At 37.5% G+C, this 18,222-nt stretch carries 13 protein-coding genes; 11 read left to right on the top strand and 2 right to left on the bottom strand.

From position 1 onward, the window contains the following. Positions 1-174 precede the first annotated feature (174 nt). On the bottom strand, positions 175-819 hold the full coding sequence (trhA, locus tag NBX03_RS14660; RefSeq protein WP_250228514.1) for a PAQR family membrane homeostasis protein TrhA: 645 nt from the start codon (positions 817-819) through the stop codon (positions 175-177). Positions 820-1,401: 582 nt separating this feature from the next. On the opposite strand from trhA, the gene NBX03_RS14655 reads away from it, so the two are divergent. The 6 genes from NBX03_RS14655 to NBX03_RS14630 all read left to right on the top strand — a co-directional run bounded on the left by NBX03_RS14655 (position 1,402) and on the right by NBX03_RS14630 (position 10,371). Continuing rightward, positions 1,402-2,106, top strand: coding sequence for an ABC transporter ATP-binding protein (locus NBX03_RS14655; RefSeq protein ID WP_250228513.1), 705 nt, complete (start codon positions 1,402-1,404; stop codon positions 2,104-2,106). Beyond that, positions 2,103-4,454 (top strand): ABC transporter permease, encoded by a 2,352-nt coding sequence (locus NBX03_RS14650; RefSeq protein WP_250228512.1) that lies wholly within the window; start codon positions 2,103-2,105, stop codon positions 4,452-4,454. Before NBX03_RS14655 ends, NBX03_RS14650 begins: the two co-directional genes overlap by 4 nt. A 2-nt stretch (positions 4,455-4,456) precedes the next feature. Beyond that, positions 4,457-5,872, top strand: coding sequence for an HlyD family secretion protein (locus NBX03_RS14645; RefSeq protein ID WP_250228511.1), 1,416 nt, complete (start codon positions 4,457-4,459; stop codon positions 5,870-5,872). Next, positions 5,859-6,470 carry a TetR/AcrR family transcriptional regulator gene (locus NBX03_RS14640; protein ID WP_250228510.1) on the top strand — a complete coding sequence of 204 codons (612 nt, stop codon included), beginning with the start codon at positions 5,859-5,861 and terminating at the stop codon, positions 6,468-6,470. Before NBX03_RS14645 ends, NBX03_RS14640 begins: the two co-directional genes overlap by 14 nt. 313 nt (positions 6,471-6,783) lie before the next feature. After that, on the top strand, positions 6,784-7,584 hold the full coding sequence (locus NBX03_RS14635) for a M55 family metallopeptidase (protein ID WP_250228509.1): 801 nt from the start codon (positions 6,784-6,786) through the stop codon (positions 7,582-7,584). Positions 7,585-8,316: 732 nt separating this feature from the next. Beyond that, positions 8,317-10,371 carry a HelD family protein gene (locus tag NBX03_RS14630; protein ID WP_250228508.1) on the top strand — a complete coding sequence of 685 codons (2,055 nt, stop codon included), beginning with the start codon at positions 8,317-8,319 and terminating at the stop codon, positions 10,369-10,371. A gap of 272 nt (positions 10,372-10,643) precedes the next feature. Here the strand turns inward: NBX03_RS14630 and NBX03_RS14625 are convergent, their stop codons facing one another. Next, complete coding sequence (locus NBX03_RS14625; protein ID WP_250228507.1) at positions 10,644-11,525, bottom strand: polysaccharide deacetylase family protein; 882 nt, start codon at positions 11,523-11,525, stop codon at positions 10,644-10,646. Positions 11,526-11,664: 139 nt separating this feature from the next. Between NBX03_RS14625 and NBX03_RS14620 the strand changes: the two genes are divergently transcribed. The 5 genes from NBX03_RS14620 (at position 11,665) to NBX03_RS14600 (ending at position 17,974) form a co-directional block, all read left to right on the top strand. Next, positions 11,665-12,057 (top strand): phage holin family protein, encoded by a 393-nt coding sequence (locus tag NBX03_RS14620; RefSeq protein WP_250228506.1) that lies wholly within the window; start codon positions 11,665-11,667, stop codon positions 12,055-12,057. A gap of 730 nt (positions 12,058-12,787) precedes the next feature. Then, positions 12,788-13,459, top strand: coding sequence for a peptidoglycan recognition protein family protein (locus NBX03_RS14615; protein WP_250228505.1), 672 nt, complete (start codon positions 12,788-12,790; stop codon positions 13,457-13,459). Between the two features lie 606 nt (positions 13,460-14,065). Next, positions 14,066-15,586, top strand: a complete 1,521-nt coding sequence (locus tag NBX03_RS14610; protein ID WP_250228504.1) for a spore germination protein — start codon at positions 14,066-14,068, stop codon at positions 15,584-15,586. Positions 15,587-15,588: 2 nt separating this feature from the next. After that, complete coding sequence (locus NBX03_RS14605) at positions 15,589-16,695, top strand: GerAB/ArcD/ProY family transporter (protein ID WP_250228503.1); 1,107 nt, start codon at positions 15,589-15,591, stop codon at positions 16,693-16,695. After that, entirely contained in the window at positions 16,682-17,974 is a 1,293-nt protein-coding gene (locus tag NBX03_RS14600; protein ID WP_250228502.1) for a Ger(x)C family spore germination protein, read from the top strand. The genes NBX03_RS14605 and NBX03_RS14600 overlap by 14 nt, the downstream gene beginning before the upstream one ends. The last annotated feature ends 248 nt before the right edge of the window (positions 17,975-18,222 follow it).

Genomic DNA, 18,222 nt, shown 5'->3' with positions numbered 1-18,222 from the left:
GACTATATGAGGATTCAAAAATGCGTTTTCTTATAATTATCAAACTTGTTTTTTGTTTGGTAAGAGGAATCTCTAGGGAATAGGCTTTTGTCACTTCTTTATAAGAAATTTACTTCAAAGATGCTCTGTGAACTTAGTGATGAATCACAATATAAGTTTTGCTTTTATGCTCTTCTACAATACATACAAAAACATAAAAAGGATATGGCAAGCCGTCCCCGCTATTACAAAGAGGTGGAATATTTCATGAAAGCCCCAGTTTTTAAAAGGCAGATTGGGCTTTTTCAGTCCATAGATGACTGCCCCTAAAGTATATAGGATTCCCCCTGCTGCAAGAAGCAATAAGCCGCTTAAGGAAACGGCCTTTATAAGGGGATAAAATGCGAATATAACAAGCCAGCCCATAATAACGTATATTGCTGTGGAAAGAGACCTTGGGGCATTAAAATGAAATATTTTAAGGAAAATTCCCACTGCCCCGAAAAGCCATATGCCTGCCGTTAAGGAATAACCTAAAGGTCCTTTAAGAGGGCCGAGGCATATGGGGGTATACGTTCCGGCGATTAAAACGAAAATCATGCAGTGGTCAACTTTTCTTAAAATACCTATGATTTTAGGGGAAGCCTTTACCATATGGTAAATAGAGCTTGCAAGATATAAGCCTATGACAGACGCCGCAAAGATACTGAACCCTGTAATAAGGGCAGGATAATAATTAATGGCGCTTATGACGATTAACGCCGTAAGAAAAGGAATATACACAATAAGAGCCACCAAGTGGGTCATGGCGCTTATTGGGTCTCTTAAAGATTTATACATATGAACACCTCCGTATGTAGTTATTAAAACCACTTATCATAGTTCTAATATTACAACATCTGAAAAGAAAAATCAATTCTTTTTTATATTTTTATATTATAGTTAATTTGCTTTTATTCTGCTGCGGTATTTGGCTTTAAAGAGGGTATGAAACAAGAGAAAAGCGCATTGAAATGCTGCTGTTTTATATTTATTCAAGTCTAAGTAAACTTAAAATGAGATATAGTAAATTTAAACAGTAATAAAATTATATATTCCATAAGCTTTTGTTACTTCTTTGCAAGAAATTTAGTATAAGCAGAAACTTAGGAATCATTTTTTAGTGAGGGTCTTCTTATCACGAATAAACGTTATATTATTTTTATAATAATTTGCTTAAATACCCTAAGAAAAAGTTCTTAGGGTATTAATTAAGCTGCTATAAATTATTTGCCCAAAAGATGATTTTATGCTTAAAAACCCTTAAAAATACATGATTTTTAATTTTTTAAATCTCTTTTTTAATTTCTATTGTAATTTCAGCAAAAAGTAAATATAATAGTGATTGACCGCATGGTCAATGAGCTTTCAGGAGGTACGCTTATGGAACCTTTAATACAGATACAGGGCGTTACAAAGGATTATAAAATGGGAGAGGTTTCAGTTAACGCTCTTAGAGGAATAGATTTAGAAATATATGAAGGAGAGTTTTTAGTTATTCTTGGGGCGTCAGGCTCAGGGAAGTCTACTTTACTCAATATCATAGGGGGAATCGATACCCCCACCAAAGGAAAAATTATTTTTAACGGACAGGATATCGGAGAATACAAGGACAGAGAGCTTACAAATTACAGGAAAAATGCCATAGGCTTTGTATTTCAGTTTTATAATCTTGTTCCTAATTTAACTGCAAAAGAGAATATCGAATTAAGCTGTGAGCTTTCTAAAAGCCCTATCAATGTAGATGAGCTTCTGGAAAACATAGGCCTTTTGGAATGGTCGGGCCATTTCCCCTCACAAATGTCAGGAGGGCAGCAGCAAAGAGTTGCCATAGCAAGGGCCTTGGGGAAAAACCCTGCAGTTTTGCTCTGTGATGAGCCTACGGGCGCATTGGATTTTACCACAGGCATACAGGTTCTTAAAATTCTTAAGGAATTTAATGAAAATTATAAAAAGACCATTATTATCATTACCCATAACGCAGGCATAGGGCAGATGGCAGATAGAATTGTCTACATAAAGGACGGATTGGTAGATAAAATAGAAAATATCGAAAAGCCAATAAGGCCCGAGGAGGTATATTGGTGATCCTTATTAAAAAGGCTATACGTTCTATGCTTTCCAATAAAAGGGCCTATATAGCATGTATCGTTCTTTTGGCAATCGGGATTATTATATACTGCTCTATGGGTATAAGCATAGATACGCTGGAAGTAAGAAAAGACGAATATTATAAGGAATATGAGCTTGCCGACGGCTTCGGGGAACTAACGGCAATACCTAAGGCCGCCCTTCATTCCGTAGAAAAGATAGAAGGCATAAAAGAGGTCAAGGGAAGAATTGTTACAGAAGCCAGGGTTTTAATGGAAAACAATAATAAAATTATGACCCTCAGGCTTATTTCCTATGATAAGAATAATTTAAGCAGGCTGAATTCCTTTCGTATAAAAGGCGGAAGCTTTAAAGAAACAAATGATATCGCAATAGGCGATAGTTTTCTGACAGCCCATAATTTAAAAATATCCGATCATATAAAGGTACTTATGAATCATAAGGAAGTGAATTTAAACATTGTAGCTACGGCGGAATCCCCTGAATACGTATACATAATCAGAGGGGTAGAAGATTTTATCCCAGACCCTGAAACCTTTAATATTGCCTTTGCCGAGGAAGAAACCTTATCGGGGATTTTAGGCATGGAAGGCATATATAATAATATTGTGTTTTCCCTTGAAGAAGGCTATCGCTTTGACGATGTGAAAATAGAGCTTGAAGATGTTCTTAAGCCCTATGGCATTATAAGCCTGTATCCTGTAGAGGATCAGTCTTCCTATGCTATGCTTGATCAGGAGATAAAATCAAATAAATCTATGACGACCCAAATCCCTATGATTTTTGTAGCCATGGCGGTCATCATCCTTTATTTGATGCTTAAAAGAATCATAGAACAGGACAGAATGCAGATTGGCATGATGAGAGCCTTCGGCTACAGCAAGCTGAAGGTGCTTATGCATTATGTTTTCTACGGCGGCCTTACAGGCCTTGCCGCTGGAATATTAGGAGTATGGCTGGGGGTTTTGCTTTCAGGAACATTTATAGAAATGTATAATGAATTCTTTAAGCTGCCTGAGGGAGGCGACTTAAAGTCCATTAATTATATTATAGGGGGCATGCTCATAGCCCTGGCGGCAGGAGTTTTCGGCGCTTTACTTGGAAGCGTTAAAATACTGAATCTTTCTCCGGCAGATGCCATGCGGCCGGAAGCTCCGAAGAATCAAAAGGGAGATATTTTAAAGATACTTCCGTTCCTTAGGCATATTTTAAATTCAAAGGGCAATATGGCCGTAAGAAATATATCAAGGTCCAAGGTAAGAAGCTTGTTTTTAATTATAGGTATTATGTTTTCCTTCAGCTTAATTGCCTTTATGAGCTCTTACGGCGGCATGATAGATTCCATGCTTTTCAGCCAGTTTGAAAAGGCTCAGATTTATGACGGAAAAATAAATTTTAAAAGTCCCGTATATGCAGAAGAAGCGGAAAATACCGTTAAAAATATTGAAAACATTATTTATTCGGAAGCTATTGCGGAAATTCCCATAGAGATTAACTATAAGCATCTGAAAACAGGCTCTTCTTTAACCGGCCTTAAAAATGACGCTGCTTTATATAAGATATATGATACGGAGTTTAAAAGGTATTATAAGCTTGATTATAATTCTTTAATCATGACAAATGCCATAGCTGAAAAGCTTGAATGCAAAATAGGGGATAAAATTAAAATCAAATCCCCTTATTTCAAAGAAGATCTGGAGCTTGTGGTAACGGAGATTATTACTCAAAATCTAGGAGCCTCCGTATTTATAGATTTTCGCTATTTATCGGATTTAATGGGTACAAAGCCCATGGCAACGGCAGTTATATTCACTTCCGACAATATGGAAAATGTCAAGCAGCAGATTATAGACGGAAGCAATATAAAATCCGTGGAAGATACCGGCCAGGTATTAACCAATTATAAAAATTTGCTTGCTTCTTATGACGGCATGATGGTTGTAATGGAGTTTATGGCAATAATTGTGGCCTTTGCCATTATATATAACACCTCTACTGTAAGCCTCTCTGAAAGAAAAAGAGAATATGCTACCTTAAGGGTAATGGGGATGCAGATTAAAGAGGTTGCCCAGATAATGAATATTGAGCATTGGATATTATGTATTATGGGTATGGTTTTGGGTATTCCCTTTACCAGACTTTTAAAGATAGCCGTAAAGGAAATGGTAGATGTTGATTTATTTACATTTCCCGTATCGACAGAGATGACCGCCTACATAGGAGGCGCGGCAGGCTGTATACTGGCGGTAATTATAGCCAATAAAACAAGTGAAAAGTATATTAAGAAATTTGACATGGTTGAAGTTCTGAAGGAGAGGGAATAGAAATGAAAATGAAGTGGAAAATTATCATATTTTCTTTATTGCTGGTGATGGCCTTGGGCTATGGATTTTATGAAATGAATAGACCTAAGGAAATTGATATTACAGAAGCCTATAAAGGCACAGGAGAGCTTTATTTTATAGAAACGGGATATGTAGCTTCACAGGAGGATATGACCATCTATCCCCTTGCAACAGGTAAAATAGAGCATCTATACGTGGAAGAAAATCAATACGTCAACAAAGGGGATACTTTATTAGAAATTGATACAAAGCCCTATGAATTTGAGCTTTTGAAACTGGAAACGGACCTTACGGGAATAGACGCCCAGATAGAGAATTTATATACTGAGGAAAATAAATCTAAAACCGATTTAAAAGCAAGAAGAGACAGCCTTCAAGGAGAGCTTTCAGCTCTTTCGGCTAAAATAGACGATAATACTATAAGCGTTGAGGAGCAAAAAAGGCTTCAGAACATATTAATAGAGCAAAATAAGAGTAATTATAATCAGGCCCTTAAGGATTATGAGGATTATAAGGCGCTTTATGAGGCAGGGGCAATTTCTAAAATAGATTTGGATAAGGCGAAGGATACTGTAGATGCTCTGGAAAAAGAGCTTGAAGGAAGCATTCAGCAGATAAAAATCATTGAAAGCAATCTTCCGCAAGGGTCTAATAAATATCTGGAAGGAATGCAGGCTTCTTTAAACGCCCAGATAGAAGGGATAGATAACACCCTGAAAAGCTCCTACACAGGCCCTATGGCATCTTATTATCAAAGCCTTAAAAATAAGGCGGAAGTTGCTATTTCCGAGATAACAGATAAAATAGAAAACTGTGTTATAACCGCTCCCATCAGCGGAAAAATAACAAAGCTTTACGTTAAAAATGTAAATACTGTATTTGAAGGCCCTATAGCCACCATAGAAAATACAGATACGAAGAAAATCGAAACCTATGTATCGACGAAGGATATAGAAGGCGTTAAAATAGGGGATAAGGTAGAGCTTACCTCAAAGAGAAGAGACGAAGACCTAGTGTTTTCCGGCACTGTTGAAGAAATCGCAGATAATGCCGAGGTTAAAATTTCTCCTTTAGGTATTGAAGAAAGAAAAATAAAGGTACGTATCAAGCCGGATAAAGCAGATTTAAACATTGGATATGATTTAGATATAAAATTTGTTTTCTACCGTGAAGAAAATAAAATAATGGTGCCTAAAACAGCCGTTTTTGAGGAAGAAGGCATTGATTACCTATGGGCTGTAGAAAACGATAAGCTTGTTAAAAAGGAAGTTAAAAAAGGGCTTGAGCTTAGAACGGATATCGTTATAGAAGAAGGTATTTTAGAAAACGAAAAAGTAATAAAAGACCCCAATGAAAAGGGACTTAAGAATGGAATGAAGGTTATTGATAAAGAATAAGCCAGAGGCTTTTAAAAAAATAATGGCGTCTGCCATAGAGGAATTTGCCGCAAACGGCTATGAGGGAACCTCAGCTAAAAAGATTATGGAAAGAGCCGGTCTTTCCAAGGGGCTTTTATTTCATTATTTTAAGTCGAAGGAAAATTTATTTATAGAATGCGCCCAAAAAGCCCTTAAGGATTATATGGACTATGTTTTTTCCGAAGAAGTTTTTTTAATTGATGACTGCTTTGAAAGAGTAAAAGCAGTTGCCATAAGAAAAGTAGATTATTTTATAGAACATCAGGCTGAAAGCAGATTTGTCATCTATATGTATATTATAATGAATAAGGAGGAGTTTTATAAAATAAAAGAGATTGTTATGGAAGAAAGGAATAAAATCAAGTCTGAATTTTTCGCAGACGTGGATATTTCTAAGTTCAGAAGTGACTTTGAGCCGGAGTTTATATTGGAGTATATATACATAGTAATTGAAGCTTATTCCACTAAAATAGAAATCGGCCAAGACCTTACTTTAGAAGATGCAGTGGAGATCAGAGAGAAATTCTTAAATAGGTTCGAATTCTTTGAGAAGCTTATTAAATATGGTATTTATTAAAGAAGTATATAGTAAATTTCATATAAAGAAGCAGCAAAGGCCTATTCCCATCAGGCTTAAAAATACGGATTTCCTTCGGAAACGGTACATTTTTAAGCCTTCGTGAATATACGGCTTTGCTGCTGTTTAACTTTAAATTTACTATAGTCTCCGCTTTTGATAAATCTTCAAGGTATTGATGAACTTAATCTTAAGCGGTATAATTATTCTATAGCAAACAGGTGTAAAAAAATTAATATCACAGGATAGGGTATTTTTTATGTGAATGCTTTATGCCTTATTATGCTGATGATTTTGAAAAGGGGGAAGTTGGTTGAAGGTTTTTATTTCAAGCGATATTGAAGGAACAACAGGGATTGCCGCATGGGACGAAACGGAATCCGGCGGATTTTGGTATGAATATTTTCGGGAGCAAATGAGCAAGGAATGCGCCGCCGCCTGTAAAGGCGCAATTGCATCGGGGGCTGAGGAGATACTTGTAAAAGATGCCCATTCAAGTGCAAGAAATATCATTCCGTCCTATCTTCCCGAAAAGGCTAAAATAAACAGGGGCTGGAGTGAGGATGGATACAGCATGATGTCAGGCATTCAGGACGGGTATGATGCCGTTCTGTTTACAGGCTACCATTCATCGGCTTATAACAGCGGAAATCCCTTGGCTCATACTATAAGTAACGGCACCCTTGATGAAATAAAAATAAACGGCAAAAGAGCAAGTGAATTTATGATTAATGCCTATATAGCAGGAATGCACCATACCCCTGTAGTCTTCCTGTCAGGAGACGAGGAAATATGCAGCCTTGCAAAGGAATTTATTCCCGGCATTACCACTGTAGCCGTAAATAAGGGAAAGGGCAATTCTGTGACATCAATTCACCCGGAGCTTGCTCTTAGGCTGATTGAAGAAAAGGCAAAAGAAACTTTTTCGGGAAATTGGAAAGACTGTACAGTAAAAATGCCTGAAAAGTTCACCGTCACTATTAGATATAAAAAGCATCAGTCGGCAAGTGCCAATAGTCTTTATCCCAATGTGAAGCAAATAGACGAAAAAACCATAGAATTTATAACAGATGATTTTATGGAGGTTCTCCGTTTATTCCATTTTGTTATATAAAGGATAAATTAACTTGAAAAAGTATAAGTAAATAAACGCCACAAAGGACTATATTCGAAAATAGGCTTTTGTGGCTGCTTTGCTTTTGTTTGACTATACGTAGATTTGAATATCAATTTTTTATAAAACTCGCTTTTGAAAAGGCAAACGCTATTTACACTATTTCTTCTAAAAGACATTTTTAAATCTATAGTAAATTTCTTATAAAGACGTAACAAAAACCTACTCACTACGGATTCATCGTTACTAAACAAAAAAAGTTTGATAACGATAAGAAATCGCTCACTTAAAAAAGATTTGCAGGCGTGTGCCTGCATCCTTTTCCAAGTTCGCTTAGTATAAAAATACGGATTTCCTTCGGAAACGGTACATTTTTGAATCCTTGTGAATATACGGTTTTGTTCCTGTTTAACTTAAAATTTACTATAACTGGATATGCGGTTTTATTATTGTTTATATATGCCTGGCTTTCTTACGATGAAGAATAGAGCGTTTTTAATCCTGTAATATTTATAAGAAAAAAGGACTGCCCTTGGAGGCAGCCCTTTTTGTATGCTGCGGGCAATAATCACATTTATTTATGTTTCCACAAAAAAAGTGTGCCCTAAGCACACTTCAATTATCATGATAACACAAATGAAATAAAAAGTCTAGTCTTTTTTTGAAATCTTGATATAATTAGGAATACAAATCGCTCCGTAAAATTTAGGAGTAAAACCGGAGGTAGATAAAATGCTAAATCCACATTTGGAAGATGAAAAGAAATATCTTGAGGAAGTCATTTCCCTTATGGAAAAGGCAAAGGGGAAAGCCACGGAAAAAATAGAGGGCTATACGGAAGGCATCGTAGAAAAGAAAAAATACGTATGGAGCAGTCCCCAGTCAAGCGACATGGCTGAAAGAGCCATAAGCAGAATGGATATTGAAGAAGACGTTATTTTCGCCGAAATGGCTTTAAAGAATTTTCATCAGCTGGAAAAGTCCATCAAAAGCCCTTATTTCGGCCGCATAGACTTTAAAGAAGAGGAAAAAGGCGAGGAAGCCTATTATATCGGCATATACGGCTTCAGCGAAAGCACTTATTCCAATCCGCTTGTATTTGACTGGAGAGCGCCCTTATCAAGTATTTTCTATGATTTTGAAAAGGGAGAAGCATTTTATGAAGCCCCTTCCGGCGTAGTATCCGGAGAGCTTGCAAGAAAACGCCAGTATAAAATAAGAGATTCCCAAATGGAATATATGATAGAAAGCGATTTGAATATCAACGACGATGTTCTTCAAAAGGAGCTAAGCAAGCATTCGAATGAGAAGATGAAAAACATCGTTTCCACCATACAAAAGGAACAGAACGCTATCATACGAAACAATAAGGCGAAGGTATTGATTATACAGGGGGCGGCAGGCTCAGGGAAAACCTCCATCGCCCTTCACAGAACTGCCTTCCTCCTTTACAGGAACAAAGGAAACCTTAGAAGTGAAAACTTCCTTATCATATCCCCAAACAAGGTATTCGGAAGCTATATATCAAACGTGTTGCCGGAGCTTGGAGAAGAAAATATATATGAAACAGGCTTTGAGGACTTGGCGGAGGAGTTTCTGGGAGAGGATTATAAATTCCAGACATTTTTCCAGCAGGTAGAAAAGATTCTTGAAAATAAAGATAAGGATTTTATCAAAAGGCTGAGCCTTAAGGCAACGGTTAAATTTATTAAGGAGCTTAACGCCTTTTTAAAATATGCCGACGAGGAGTTTTTTCAGCCGGAGGATATTAATTACGGAGGGTTCAGGGTCTCAAAAGCCCAGCTTAAAAAAAGATACGAGCTTTATAAAAGCGACCCTATAAAAACCCGAATAGAAAAAATGGGGATTTTCTTCTCAGAAAATTATAAAATGGAGTTTCGGGACGAAGCAGAAATTGCTATTGCAAGAAAAATAAGAAAGCATATTGAAAAATCTTTTTTATATCTTGACCCTCTTGCCCTTTATAAGCAGTTCTATAAGCATATCGGCTATGAAAAAGGCTTCAAAATGGCTGAGAAGAACACCTTGGAATGGGCCGATGTATTCCCTCTTATTTATGTACAGATATTCCTTGAAGGAAATAAGCATAAAAATACGGTGATAAAGCATGTTCTTGTAGATGAGATGCAGGACTATACCCCCATACAGTATATTATCCTTAAAAAGATATTTAACTGCCCCATGACCATACTGGGGGATAAATATCAAAGGCTCAATCCTTATACGTCTTCTGCAATGGAGCTTATAAGTAAGATTTTTCCCGGGGCAGAATGCGTTGAGCTTAATAAAAGCTACCGGTCGACTATAGAAATCGTGGATTTTTCCCTTAAACTTCAGGAGAACAAAGACATTATCCCCATGGAAAGGCATGGAGATAAGCCTGAAATTATAGGTCTTAATACCTTTGAGGAAGAAGCAGGAAAAATATCGGCGCTTATTTCAGCATATGAAAAATCAGATTATACTTCTCTTGGCATACTCTGCAAAACGGGATCTCAGGCAGAAGCCCTCTATCATGAGCTTATAAAAAGCCATAAGAATATAAGCCTCATAGATTCCCAAAGCGAAGCCTTAACCGAAGGCATCGTTATTACTACCATTCATATGTGCAAGGGCCTTGAGTTTGATGAAATCATAATTTCAGGGGTTTCGGAAGAAAACTTCAATACCCAAATCGATCAAAGCTTTTTATATATTGCCTGTACAAGGGCAATGCATAAGCTTTATCTTACTTTTACAGGGGAAATGAGTAAGTTTTTAGCGTAATAGTAAGGGGTTGTCGCAAAATAAACTTTGCAACAACCCCTTTTCGTTTAAAGCTCAAAAGCGCTTTAAATAAAATCCTATAGGAATAAATAGCTATTCCATCGCTTTTTTTAGCTAAAGCTACGAAATACGCTGTTTTCCTCAATGGAGTAAATAATTTAAAGCTTTGCTACTGTTTAACTTTAAATTTACTATAATTTAAAACGCTGCGCATTCCCTAAGCTGTCAGCTATCTTGAATCTCAGTGTTAATTTTGCAGCCGCCTCTTAGAATTAATTAAATAATCCCGTCTCTTCTTTCTTTGAGTTTAATATCTGCCTTCCTTCATTATTAATATGATAATCTTCCTCGTGTATCAGCTCCGAAAGAGGAACGATTTCATAGCCCTGCTCTTTAAGGCCTTTAATAATTGGGCCGAGGGCCGCCGGCGTATGCTCCGCGTCGTTATGGAAAAGAATAATAGAGCCGTCTTTTAGATTTTTATTGTTAAGGACCTGATTTATTTCATGCTCAACCCCCAGCTTTTTCCAGTCGAGACTATCTACGTCCCATTGCACTGGATAATATCCGCTTTCTTCTGCCGCCTGTATCACAGTGTTGTTATATTCTCCGAAAGGCGGTCTGTAAAATTTCATTTCGTAGCCTAAAAGCTCTTTTACCTTTTCATGGACATTCATGATTTCTTCTTTGTTCTTTTCAAGGCTAAGAAGATTTGGATGGGGATGGGTGTCCGAGTGGTTTGCAATATCATGGCCCTTTGTGTATATTTTCCGAACCTCGTCCGGGTATCTGTCTACCCAGTAGCCGCAAAAGAAAAAGGTGGACTTCACATCGTTTTCTTCCAGTATCGTTAAAATCTCATCAACATCATCGGAGCCCCATGCTGCGTTAAAGGTTAAGGCTACTTTTTTGCCTTCTGTATCTACGCTGTATATGGGGAGTTTTTTTTCTTCCGCATTTGCAGTGAGAAAAACTTCTTCAGCATCGTAAATTCTTTCCAGCGCCGTTTTAAAAGAGAGCGTCGCACCAATGAGTATAAGAGCAGAAAGGGTATATTTCAATGCTTTTCTTTTGTTAAAGTTAAGCTTTTTAAGTCTTGGTTTTCTGAATGCCGGCTTAACAAAGGGTGGTTTTTCAAGCCGCAGCTTAAACATATAAAACAACCTCCGTACTTGTATTATAGAACTTAATATATTTATATTGCAAAACATGAGCTAATATAACGATACTTTTTGATACTTCCGAAGGTTTATATTTATCTTAAGGGTAAAGGCAGACAAAAGGAGGGAAATCATGAAAGAAATGGAATTTAAAATCATTGTCGGTTGGATTATGGCTTTTTTCTCTTATTATCTGGGAGGGTTTGACATGGCACTTAAATCTCTTGTAATGGCGATGGTTATAGATTATATAACGGGCCTTTTAAGAGCGGGATACCATAAGGAGCTTAATTCAAAGATAGGATTTAAAGGAATCATAAAAAAGCTGATGTATTTTGCCCTTGTGGCTTTTGGTACTTGGCTTGATAATGTGGTGGGCGCAGGAGGAATTTTAAGGGAGACCCTTATTTTTTTCTTTATTGCAAACGAGGGCTTAAGTATCCTCGAAAATTACGGTTCCTGCGGTTTTCCCATGCCGGAATTTTTAAAAGAAAAGCTTATGCAGCTTAAAGACGGCAGAAAATAGACATTATTTCTCATAAAGCCTTGTTCCTAAAAAATTACTGTAACATAAACTAAAAGTACAGTAAAACAAAAGCAAAGCAGCTGCAAAAGCCTATTTACCATAATTTGAAAACAAGTGTTTTCTTCGGAAGCAGTGTATTTTTGAACTATTCCGGATTTACGCTTTTTGCAGCATTTTTTTGTTTTGCCATAAGAGACAACAGAGAAGGCAAATTACATTTTAAGCTAGGGCGTGTCTGAAAAGTCCAAAACCTAGTCTATTCTGCCATAAAAACGTGACTTCTTCATCGAAAATACTCGAAATAGCACTGCTGTTTCTGCGTTTTTCTTCTCAGAATTTTTGCTTCGCAAAAATCACGCTGCGCGTGACCGGACTTCTTTCCGGTTCCATTCGAATTCACATTTTCTTGGAAACAATACTTTTTCAGCTTACAAGCTGAAAGATGTATTTCTGCTGTAGAATGATAAATAAACTTTAGTTTATTTATCATTCTTGTCGGTTTGACTGTTTTCAGACACTGCCTAACCTGAAAGTATTTTAATGAGTGTGTATAGTAAATTTAAAGTTAAACAGTAGCAAAGCCGTATATTTACACAGGTTCAAAAATGTACTGTTTCCGAAGGAAATCCGTGTTTTTGGGCCTGATGGGAATAGGCTTTTGCCGCTTCTTTATATGAAATTTACTATAAATCTTAATTTACAAAGCATAACCGGAAGGAGAAAACAGCTTATGAAATATAGAGTTGACCACATTCCAATTTCATCAAGCAAGAGGCCTGGAATAAAAATAAACCCCAGCTATATAACCATTCATTCCACAGGCAATGAAAAAAGCACCGCCCAAAATGAAAGAGATTGGCTTACGAATCCCGTAAACGACAGAAGCGCAAGCTGGCATATCGCAGTAGACGATACAGAGGCCATAGAGGCAATCCCTCTTGATGAAATGGCCTATCATGCAGGCGACCGGGTGGGAAATCGTGAAAGCATATCCATAGAAATAATTGAAAGCGGAGACAGGGAAGAGACTTTAGCCAATGCTGCAAAGCTCACTGCAATGCTTTTATATGAAAGGGACTGGGGAATAGACAGGCTTCGAAGGCATTATGACTGGAGCGGAAAAATCTGCCCGAGGATATTAAGCTATGACAATTGGAAGGGGTGGGATATTTTCCTTAAAGATGTAAATGAAGAGCTTAAAGAGCTTAAGAAAGAAGGCGAGCTTATTGTGAATCGATACGACTACATTGATGATATACCGGAATACGGCAAGGAGACAATAAAGAATCTTGTAAGCATGGGTTATCTTAAAGGCGATGAAGAAGGAAAACTCAATTTATCGGAAGATATGCTTAGAATATTTGTAGTCAATAACAGAGCAGGACTTTATAAAAAAGAATAAAACTTAAAAAAGGATAAACTAAAGGCATTGCCTTAGGTTTATCCTTTTTTTAAGGCTTAAAAGGCACCGGTTTAGAGAACAAGGCATAGTAAATTGCTTCTAAAGAAGTAACAAAAGCCTATTTACTAAAAATAAAATATAGCTTTATTTATAGTAAATTTATCATGAAGAAGTAGCAGAAGCCTATTCCCTTAAGGCTCAAAAACACGGATTTCCTTCGGAAACAGTACATTTTTGAGCCTTCGTGAATATACGGCTTTGCTACTGTTTAACTTTAAATTTACTATACATAAACTCTGTTCCCCGATCCCTAAGCTTGCAGGACATTTTTAAATGAAGCTGACCTGTTTTCTAGATTTGTGCCTTTTTATATTGATAAAAATACGGAGTTTCGGAATAAACAGAATTTGAACTATGTAAAGCAGGCCCTTGGGGCTGTTTTAATTTTGTTTAACAATCCATTAAAATTTTGTTTTTATAAGGGAAGGTTCTATACTTTTCCCGTAAAAAAATGAAACAAATGAATATTTTACATTTTTTAGGAAAAACATATAAGTAAGCAATTTTTCAGCAATGCATTACAGCAGTTTGCAAAAGGAGGCATTTATGGACATAAACGAAATATTGGACGAAAACATAAAGTATTTCGAAGAGCTTTATGAAGACTGCGGCGATATCGTTAAGAGAAAATTTCCCATAGGGGCAAATAAATCCCTTAACGCCTTTATCATATATATTGACAATATGTGTGACAGAACATTAATAGATAAAGGGATAATGGAGTCCTTTATGTTCAGAGTCCGTCAGGTGAAGCCGGATACGGCGGAGGTTATAAACGACCTTTACGGCGCTTTAAAGGACGGAGACGTGGTGATTGCCGACATCACTGAAGTAGAAACCATGGAAGAACTTAATACGGCAATCCTTTCGGGAGATGCGGCCCTTTTAATAGACAAAAGCAAAAAAGCCCTCATAATAAATTCTAAAGGCTTTGACAGCAGAGGAGTTGCAGAAGCGGCGACGGAGGTTGTTGTTCAAGGCTCCAAAGACTCCTTTTCAGAGGTTATCAGGACGAATACATGTCTTATCAGAAGAAGAATCAGAGATGTTAACTTAAAGGTAAAGCAGATAAAGGCAGGCAGGAGAACCCAGACGGATATTGCCCTGATGTATATTAAGGATTTAGTAAGGCCGGATGTTCTAAATGATGCCCTTAAAAGGCTGAATAATATAGATATTGACGGAATACTGGATATTGGATATATAGAACAGCTGATTGAAGACAATTGGATGTCTCCCTTTCCCCAGTGCCAGATTACAGAAAGGCCGGATAAAGCTTCCGCTGCAATTCTTGAAGGAAGAATCGTAATCATTGCGGATAACTCTCCTTTTGTTTTGATTATTCCGGCTACAATGAATACGTTTTTCCAGTCGGCTGAGGATTATTATCAGAGATTTGGCATTATGAGCTTTGCAAGGCTCATAAGATACGCGTCGGGAGTTATAACTGTATGTCTTCCGGCTTTTTATATAGCCGTGGCATCTTATCACCCTTCGATGCTTCCCATGTTTTTAATGCTTAAAATGGCCGGGGCAAGAGCGGGGGTCCCTTTTCCGACGGTTGTTGAAGTTTTGATTATGGACCTTGCCTTTGAGCTTCTGAGAGAGGCGGGCATAAGGCTTCCGGGCCCTGCCGGCGGAACCATAGGCATTGTAGGCGGTATCATCATCGGTCAGGCCGCTGTAGAAGCCGGTCTCGTAAGCCCCATTGTGGTTATAATCGTAGCTCTTACGGGAATAGCGAGCTTTGCAATCCCCCATGTTTCTTTGGTAAACGGCTTTCGCCTGATTAAATATGTGCTTATGATTTTTTCAGCAATCTTCGGGCTTTTTGGATTCTGGATAGGTCTTATATTTGTACTTATTCATCTTACTTCATTGAAAAGCTTTGGCATACCTTATCTTTTCCCTTATGTTTCAGGCAGTGTCAATCAATATTCCGATATAAAGGATACATTTTTAAGGCTTCCCCTTTTCATGATGAAAAAAAGGCCGTTTTTTGCAAGGCCTGATAATTCCGTAAGAATAAATATGCCGAATGTAGGAAATATCCATAAAAAGGAGTAATTATGTTTTCCATAAATGATAAAATTTCCATACGCCAGCTTCAAATATTAATACTGCTCAATTCTTTCGGAACGGGGGTAATCGTTCTTCCCCGCCACGCTGCCTATTATGCAGGTACCGACGGTTGGATCAGTGTCATCATCGCCTCGGGAATTGCCCTTTTAAGCGTATGGCTTATAACAAGCCTTGGAAGGCTTTTCCCCAGTAAAAGCTTCTTTGAATATACGGCAATTATAGCTTCAAAGCCTGTAAGCTGTTTGCTGAATGTTCTCCTGCTTTTTAAAATCGTTATGCTGATTTCCTTTGAGCTTAGCTTTTTCGGTGAAATCGTAAAGCTTATTATGCTTAAAGAAACGCCGTTTTTTATAATAATCCTCATGCTTCTTTTAGTAAGCGGATACACTTCCGCCAAGGGCTTTGAAACCAGAGCAAGGATAGCAGAAATTCTTATTTTTATCATTTTCATTCCTCTTATTCTTGTTTTTTCGCTGGCATCTCTTGATGTGGATTTTACGAATATTCTTCCTGCTTTCAAAAGCTCTCCGGAGGCGGTATTAAGAGGGGGCCTCAACTGCTTTTCGGCATTTATGGGAATCGAGGGCCTTCTCCTTGTAAACCCTTATATCAATAAGCCGGCAAAGGTAAGAAGCGCTTCTCTGCAAATGATTTTGATAACGGGAATCGTGTTTACTGCTATCACCGTAATCGCCATATGCCGCTTCGGCGTAAGCAATATAGCAAACCAGCCATGGCCCGTTCTTGAAATGATGGATACGGTGGATTTGCCCGGCTCCTTCATAGAAAGGCAGGAGGCGCTTATTATGAGCTTTTGGATTGTATCTATGTTTGCCATCGTAAATGCAGGGCTTTTCTATGGGGCAGTTATCTCAAAATCTGTATTTAAAAAGGGGAAGCATACTTATTACGTCATAGCCTATATCATCATCGCTCTTTTGCTTACTACTTTTATGCATAATACGGTTGAAGTCTATGAAAAGATGAGTTTTTTATATTTAAGCTCCGGAATCATCTATGCCGTTATAATACCTGCCGCCCTTCTGGTTCTTGCAAAAATAAGAAAGGTAGGAGGAGCCTATGAAAAAAGCTAGAATAATTCCTTTTTTATTGTCCATAATCCTCTTAACCGGCTGCTGGGATAACGTAGAGCTAGCCAATACCGGTTTTGTAATTTCCATCGCCGTAGATAAATATGAAAAAGAACAAAAAGAAATAAAGGATTCTGATTCACAATCCGATGCTTCACAGGAAAAAGAAGAATCGAATCTTGAAGACAGAGAAAATAAGCCGGAAAAAGAAAAAGACGAAGAAGAAAAAGAAGACGAAGACGAAGAAGAAAAGGACCATAACGAAGAAGACGAAAAAGACGAAGAAAAATCAACGGGCAAACCCCGCTTCACTCTTACGATGGAGATGCCTTCCGATGAGATAATGATAAACGGAGCATCTTCAAAGGGCGAGAAAATAATCAAAAGCGTATCGGCATCAACGACTGGGCGGGCAATGGAAATGGTGAATGCCTATTCCTCCAAAGAAGCATATTATGGCCATACGAAGATCATAATAATGGGAGAAGCGCTTCTTAAAGACAAGGATTTGTTTTCTGAGGCTATGGATAGCCTGGAACAAAACAGGGAGATATCCCAGAAGGTCATAATCCTTTCTTCAAGAGGCAAGGGTTCAGAAATATTAACGGCGGAGGTGACGGAAGAAACTATGGCAGGATTTTTTATGTCAGATTTTTATAAAAAGAACAATGAAAGCATAGCCTACAGGCAAAGCCTTTCAAGCCTTGTAATGGATATGGAAAACAATAATGCCTTTATTATTCCTGAAATAGAGGTGACCTCAGACAGCCTTAAAACGGGCGGAGCCGCCGTAATGAAGGATAAAGAGCTTATTGCATGGCTTAGCGACAAAGAGCTTGAAGCATACCTCTTTGTGAAAGCCATGGGAGCAGGAGCGGTTATAGAGACGGAATACGAGGGCATATTTGTTCCCATAGAAACAGAAAAAACAAAGTCAAAAATAAGCTTCAAAGACGAAGGCAATCTTATCTGCACCGTCGATATTTCCGTAAACGCCAATACGGGAGAGTATAAGTTTATAGGTATAGACATGAAGGACAATGAAGTCCGCGAAGAAATAGAAAGAAAAACAGAGGAAAAAATAAAAAAGGATATAGAAGATTTTATTATAAAGCTGAATAAGGAATATAAGGCTGATGTTTTAGAATTTACCGATAAGTTAAAGAAAAAGGATTATGACCTTTATTTAAAATACAGCGACGACTGGGAAAAGACCTTCGAGCATATGGAAGCTCATATTAATGTGGATTTGAATTTAAAAGAATCCGGTACAGCGAAATAAGATATAAATTACAGTTTATAGATAGGGCGTGAAGTCCAAACAAAAGTCTGTTTTGCCATAAAGACGTGACTTCATCATCGAAAATACTCTAAATGGCTCTGCTATTTCTGCGTTTTTCTTCTCAGAATTTTTGCTTCGCAAAAATCACGCTGCGCGTGACCGGACTTCTTTCCGGTTCCATTCGAATTCACATTTTCTTGCAAATAATACTTTTTCAGCTTTAAGGCTGAAAAATGTATTTCTGCTGT

Source organism: Anaeropeptidivorans aminofermentans (genome assembly GCF_940670685.1).
Lineage (GTDB): Bacteria > Bacillota > Clostridia > Lachnospirales > UBA5962 > Anaeropeptidivorans > Anaeropeptidivorans aminofermentans.
The sequence above is the reverse complement of the archived record's forward strand: the minus strand, read 5'-3'. Positions and strand labels throughout refer to the sequence as shown.